This window comes from Candidatus Neomarinimicrobiota bacterium (assembly GCA_041862535.1).
In the GTDB taxonomy this organism is placed as follows: Bacteria; Fidelibacterota; Marinisomatia; order SCGC-AAA003-L08; family TS1B11.
The window spans coordinates 1-5690 of sequence record JBGVTM010000328.1 but is presented as its reverse complement, the minus strand read 5'-3'; the positions used below and the strand labels follow the sequence as shown (position 1 = coordinate 5690).

General features: G+C 54.0%; 6 protein-coding genes and 1 tRNA gene. All 7 read right to left on the bottom strand.

What is annotated here, in order from left to right; all coding sequences use genetic code 11:
* Nucleotides 1-2 precede the first annotated feature (2 nt).
* The 7 genes from ACETWG_11755 to rplT all read right to left on the bottom strand — a co-directional run bounded on the left by ACETWG_11755 (nucleotide 3) and on the right by rplT (nucleotide 5594).
* Nucleotides 3-76, bottom strand: a tRNA-Arg gene (locus ACETWG_11755).
* A 14-nt stretch (nucleotides 77-90) separates the two neighbouring features.
* Nucleotides 91-465 carry a hypothetical protein gene (locus ACETWG_11750; protein MFB0517260.1) on the bottom strand — a complete coding sequence of 125 codons (375 nt, stop codon included), beginning with the start codon at nucleotides 463-465 and terminating at the stop codon, nucleotides 91-93.
* Nucleotides 466-508: 43 nt separating this feature from the next.
* The gene (locus ACETWG_11745; GenBank protein MFB0517259.1) at nucleotides 509-1408 is read right to left on the bottom strand and encodes a bifunctional 5,10-methylenetetrahydrofolate dehydrogenase/5,10-methenyltetrahydrofolate cyclohydrolase; all 900 of its coding nucleotides are present in this window, start codon (nucleotides 1406-1408) and stop codon (nucleotides 509-511) included.
* 80 nt (nucleotides 1409-1488) lie between these two features.
* The gene (locus ACETWG_11740) at nucleotides 1489-1800 is read right to left on the bottom strand and encodes a cell division protein ZapA (protein MFB0517258.1); all 312 of its coding nucleotides are present in this window, start codon (nucleotides 1798-1800) and stop codon (nucleotides 1489-1491) included.
* A gap of 27 nt (nucleotides 1801-1827) precedes the next feature.
* Nucleotides 1828-4221: a phenylalanine--tRNA ligase subunit beta gene (gene pheT / locus ACETWG_11735; GenBank protein MFB0517257.1), complete on the bottom strand. Its 2394-nt coding sequence runs from the start codon at nucleotides 4219-4221 to the stop codon at nucleotides 1828-1830.
* A gap of 2 nt (nucleotides 4222-4223) precedes the next feature.
* A complete protein-coding gene (pheS, locus tag ACETWG_11730; GenBank protein MFB0517256.1) occupies nucleotides 4224-5243 on the bottom strand; it encodes a phenylalanine--tRNA ligase subunit alpha in 1020 nt (339 codons plus the stop codon).
* Nucleotides 5244-5249: 6 nt separating this feature from the next.
* Nucleotides 5250-5594 (bottom strand): 50S ribosomal protein L20, encoded by a 345-nt coding sequence (gene rplT / locus ACETWG_11725; GenBank protein MFB0517255.1) that lies wholly within the window; start codon nucleotides 5592-5594, stop codon nucleotides 5250-5252.
* Nucleotides 5595-5690 lie beyond the last annotated feature (96 nt).

Genomic DNA, 5690 nt, shown 5'->3' with positions numbered 1-5690 from the left:
TGTACCCCGGGCGGGATTCGAACCCACGACCTCTGGTTCCGGAGACCAACGCTCTATCCAGCTGAGCTACCGGGGCCTGGGATTTAATGCCTACGATTTTTTCTCTACGCTCTTCACCCCCATTTCGTCTGAAGGAATCACGAAGCCGATATGCTTCTCAAAGGGACTGGGGAAATCAAAACCCTCACGATCGGGGAAATGAACAATAGTGGCGATTTGTTCCCAACGGATCAGGAAATTGGCTTCCACCTGGGTATGGACCTGCTCCTCCGGTGGGAGAGGGTTCCCTTCTTCATCGTTTACCTTGACTAAGTTGTAGTTGGGATGAGCGCACCAGATACCGGCTTCATCTATTCCCACCACCTGTAAAAAGAGCGAGGTTTTTTCAAAGCCCAGGTAGGCCAGTTCGCCCGGCTCCTTCAAGAGCACCTGTACCACGTCGCCCACAATATCGGTTGTCGTCATAGCGCTTCTTTCAGATGCAGTAACCATTTGGACTAAATATAACTCACTTAGTGGAAGCGACTCCAGCTCTTATTTCCGCCGCCAGCACGGTATTTGACACCAGCATGGCAACAGTCATGGGACCGACGCCTCCTGGAACCGGTGTGATAGCATGGACATGCCCCATCATCTGTTCGGTGGCGACGTCTCCCACGAGACGATAGCCCTTGGGAGAACTGTCCGGCTCCCGATTCATTCCCACATCCACGATGTCCGCACTGGCCTTGACCATTTCAGGGGTGATTAGCTGTGGTTGTCCCGAAGCGACGATCAAAAGGTCCGCTTGGCTAGTATACTCGGCAATATCCGGTGTGCCGGTATGACAGACAGTAACCGTGGCGTTTCCTCGGTTCCATTTGTTAGCCAGCAGGGCCATCATGGGCTTGCCCACGATCGTGCTGCGGCCAACCACTACGGCATGACGGCCGATAGTGGGGATTTTATAATAAGCCAGGAGTTCAAGGATCCCTTGAGGCGTGCAGGGTATAAATCTTGGTTGACCGGCGAGAAGGCGCCCCAGGTTATCGGGATGGAAACCGTCCACATCCTTCAGGGGCGAAACCCGCTCCAGTACGTTTTCAGATTTTATCTGCCGTGGCAAAGGCAGCTGCACCAGGACTCCGTGGAAGCGCTCGTCTTCGTTCAGGCGGTCTATAAGCTGGAGGACTTCAGATTCTTCAGTTGACGCCGTCAGATGGAAGGTTTCCGCGAATAGCTCCAGACGCTGAAAAGCCCTGGTCTTAGACTGCACATAGACGGTGGAAGCAGGGTCCTCACCAGCCAATACCACCGCCAGACCAGGGATCGTATCTGTCTCACGCAGCGCGTTAATACGTGATTGGAGGCCACTGTATACTGCCTCAGCGACGGGTTTCCCCGCCAGGAGAATAGTATCTATCGGCATCTTGTCCTGCGCAGATCCCGTTGTATTCTTGCGGGAGTTAATCTATTGTTGCCGCGGTGTGATGAGGTAACCGTTGGGGATCAATCTTTCAGGGTCGTTTCAAGTACCTCGTCAACGAGGTTGGATAAGGCCACGGCACGCCCTTCGATCTGTTCGAGTGATGAATGCCGTTTGCGTCGTTCAGTAAAGAGCTCATCGGTGATACTCATGGCAGCCAAGATGGCGATTCTAGTGGGCGACTGGGGGCCATCAAGATTCAATTCCGTCTCGCGCATCCGTTCATCCACGTAGGACGCTACCTCGACGATATAGTCCGGATCCGCCACCGCACGCACCGTGTACTCATGGCCGTAGATAGTAACCCGGACTAGGTTATGTTCTTGATCTTTCATGGTCATCCTCCCTTGTCGCCTCAGTTCTCAGGATTTACGCCATCGCGCTTGATGGCGCTGCCTTAACGCCTCTGCTATGCTCCAGATGTGCTGATCCACCTCATCATCCTTCAGGGTGCGCTCATCGGATTGGAAATAAAGACGGAAAGCCAGGCTCCGCTTCCCTTTCCCGATGCCTTTGCCGGAATATAAGTCGAAAATGCGGGCGTCACGGAGATATTTGCCACCTGCACGATGGATGGTATCGAGTATCTCGGCTGCGGTGGCCTCCAGAGAAACCTCTATAGCTATATCACGCTCTACAATCGGGTATGGAACCACATCTTTATAGGTAGTCTCAGCCCCTTCCCGGAGCTGCCCGATCTGAGACAGGTCCAGTTCCGCTACCGCCACCGGAGTCTCAAGGGCAAATAGTTCGTGTACCTCGGCTTTCACTTCGCCCAGTTTACCGATAATATTATCGCCTGCGCGAACCTCTAGGGGAGAGATTAAACCCTTGGCTTTTGTGGGTGCGAAAGTCACTGCGGGAATACCCAAATTCTGCAGCAGTTGTGTGGTCACGCCCTTCAGGAAATAGAAATCTTTAGGAGCCGGTTTTTTCCAGTGGATTGTGCCACTGCCTGCACCAAGGGTGGAGACCAGGCCCAGCATAAAAGTCTCCCGGGCGCGGTTATAGGCTTCAGCATGGGCTTGATGAACAGCGCCGATTTCAAATAGCTGGACATCACGGTTCTGGCGGCGTTCGTTAAATGCCACCGCTTGTACCAAACCTGGAAGAAGTGAGGTGCGTAAAAAGGCCATTTCTTTACTTAGGGGATTACGAAGTTCAATGGCATCCACGTCTGAGAATAGGCCCGCGTAATCATGGCACGTCAGGGTATTGGCCATATGCTCGTGGAAACCCCAGGATACAAGCGAAGTACGTACCTTGGAAAAATAGGCCTGGGGATCGTTAATGAGGGCAGTAAAGCGTACATCCACCCCTTCCACGGCGGGGATTCTATCGTAACCTACCAGGCGGGCGATCTCCTCAATCAGGTCCACGGGCTGGATCAACTCCGGGCGACTTAAGGGTACCGTGCAGTGCAATGTATCTTTGTCCTGCTGGTTGACGCTAATTCCCAGTCTCCCAAGAAAGCCGGCCATTTCCTCCCCGCTTAGACTGGTGCCCAACAGGCGATTCGTGAAGGCAATGGAGAGTTCAATTTCCCTGGGGTGGTGTACTGTGGGATAAACGTCAAGGCGTCCTTTAGCGACCGTACCCCCGGCCAATTCAACAATCAGAGCCGCCACCCGATCGAGGGCCGTGATAAGGCCTTCGATGTCGGTATCCCGCTCAAATCTCTTCGAGGCCTCGCTGGACAGATCCAGGGATTTAGAGCCTCGTCGAATGACAGAAGGGGCAAAGTAGGCGCTTTCGATCAGCACATTGGTGGTAGCTTCAGTAACCTCCGATTCCAGTCCACCCATGATTCCGGCCAGGGCAACCGGTCCTGCCCCATCGGCGATCAGGAGATGCTTTTCATTGAGCACCCGCTGCTGTCCATCCAGGGTAGTAAATATCTGGCCAGCCTGGGCATAATAAACATCAATCCGGTGTTCCGCCAGGCGATCATAGTCGAAGATGTGAAGCGGATGCCCCAACTCCATGAGAACATAGTTGGAGGCATCTACAACGTTGTTGATCGTACGCAGGCCCACCGCCTCCAGCCGTCTGACAATCCAATCCGGTGAGGGACCGACTTTCACCCCTGTGATGACTCGAGCGGTATAGCGATGGCAGCCATCAGGAGCAGAGACATCCAAGCGGGCCAGCTCTTCAATCGGTGTCGGACCTTCCTTGAAGGAAATAGGCGGCATTCTGATTGTGATTTGCAGTTTAGCTGCTAGATCACGAGCGACTCCCAGGTGGCTGAAAGCGTCACCTCGGTTGGGCGTAAGGTCAAGATCAAGCGTAGTTTCCCGGGATAATTTCAAGTAATCCTTTAAGTCTTGGCCTAATACTGCTTGACTGCCAAGGATCATGATACCACTATGGTCATCAGAGAGTCCCAGTTCATCCTCGGCGCACATCATCCCCTCAGACACCTGACCACGGATTTTAGTTGCCTTTACCTTCATACCATCTAGTAAGCTGGCACCTACCATAGCTAAAGGGACAAGAGCGCCTATGGCCACGTTGGGTGCCCCGCAGACAATCGGTACTATTCCCCTACCAATATCCACCTGGCAAAGAGTCAGATGTCTAGTATCAGGGATGGACTCAAAGTCGATAATTTTCCCTACTACCACCCCATCGAAATCGTAGGCTTTAGATTCGACGACGGCTTCCAGTCCCAGAGCCGTGAGGGTCACGGCCAGATCGTCCGGCGATAAGTCGAAATCGACGAAGTCTCTCAACCAATCAACGGAAACTTTCATGGTCAAAACTGCTGTAGAAAGCGCAGATCACCTTCGTAGAAGTACCGGATATCCCCTACGCCCCATTTGAGCATGGCCATCCGCTCGAGCCCCATCCCGAAGGCATAACCAGTCCATTCCAGGGGATCGACGTCTACTGCCCGTAAGACATTGGGGTGGACCATCCCGCAACCCAGGATTTCCAACCAACCAGTGCCTTTGGTGACGCGATAGTCGGTTTCCGACTCCAGGCCCCAATAGATATCCATTTCGGCACTGGGTTCAGTGAAGGGAAAGTAGCTGGGGCGAAAGCGCGTTTTGGTATCGGGCCCGTATAGCTCCCGGGCAAAATGCTGAAGTGTCCCTTTCAGCTCCGCCATAGAGATGTTATGATCCACAACTAGTCCCTCAATCTGATGGAAGGTACAGTAGTTGCGGGGGCTGATGGCCTCGCTGCGGTAGACCCGCCCCGGCATGATGATCCGCAGCGGAAGCTGCATGGTCTGCATAGCGTGAATCTGAATATTGGACGTATGAGTCCGCAGGAGCAGGTCGTCATCAATGTAGAAAGTATCCTGCATATCCCGAGCGGGATGATCCTGCTGAAAATTCAAAGCTTCGAAATTGTAGAACTCTGTTTCCACCTCAGGACCGTAGAAAACCGAGAATCCCAGCCGCAGGAAAATTTCCTTGATGCTGTCTTCAATCTGAATGACGGGGTGCGTAGTCCCCAGGGGGATGGGGTCGCCGGGTAGGGTAAGGTCCCGCTCGGGTTCCTTGGCCCGGACTTCCGGCTGTAATTCTTCTGCCAGCGCCTCGATGGCCTGAGAGAAATATTCCTTGGCCGTATTCAGCTGGCGACCTGCCTCGGGAATCTCTTCAGGAGGTAAGGTCCCCATGCGAACAAAAAGGGCCGACAGTTTCCCCTTCCTACCCAGAAAGGTAATGTGGAGCTGCTCGACAGTCTCGTCGCCTGACCGGGCTGCTTCGAGGCAGCGGTCAAACTCGGCACGGACCTGCTGAATGTCCGCGAGCAGGCTCATCCTTAACTATGAAAGGGATTTGACCAGGGCTTTGAAACCCTCGGGATCACGGACGGCCATGTCGGCCAAGGCCTTGCGATTCAGCTCCATATTCTGTTCCCGCAGGGCGTGCATGAACTCAGAATAGTTCATACCGTGCTGGCGAACGGCGGCATTGATCCGCGCGATCCAGAGACGGCGGAACTGGCGTTTGCGCTGGCGCCGGTCCCGGTAGGCGTAAATCAGGGCCCGGCTAACGGCATCCTTGGCTGTCCGGTAATTCCTAGACCGGGCCCCATAATAGCCCTTGGCCTGTTTAACGATCTTCCGATGCCGGCGGTGTCGGGGTATACTACTGGTGGCTCTGGGCATGATCCTATTCCTATGCGGAGATCATTTTTTTCACGCGCTTGACTTCTATGGGAGTCAAGATTGTGCCCTTACGGAGCCGCCGCTTCCGTTTCGGTG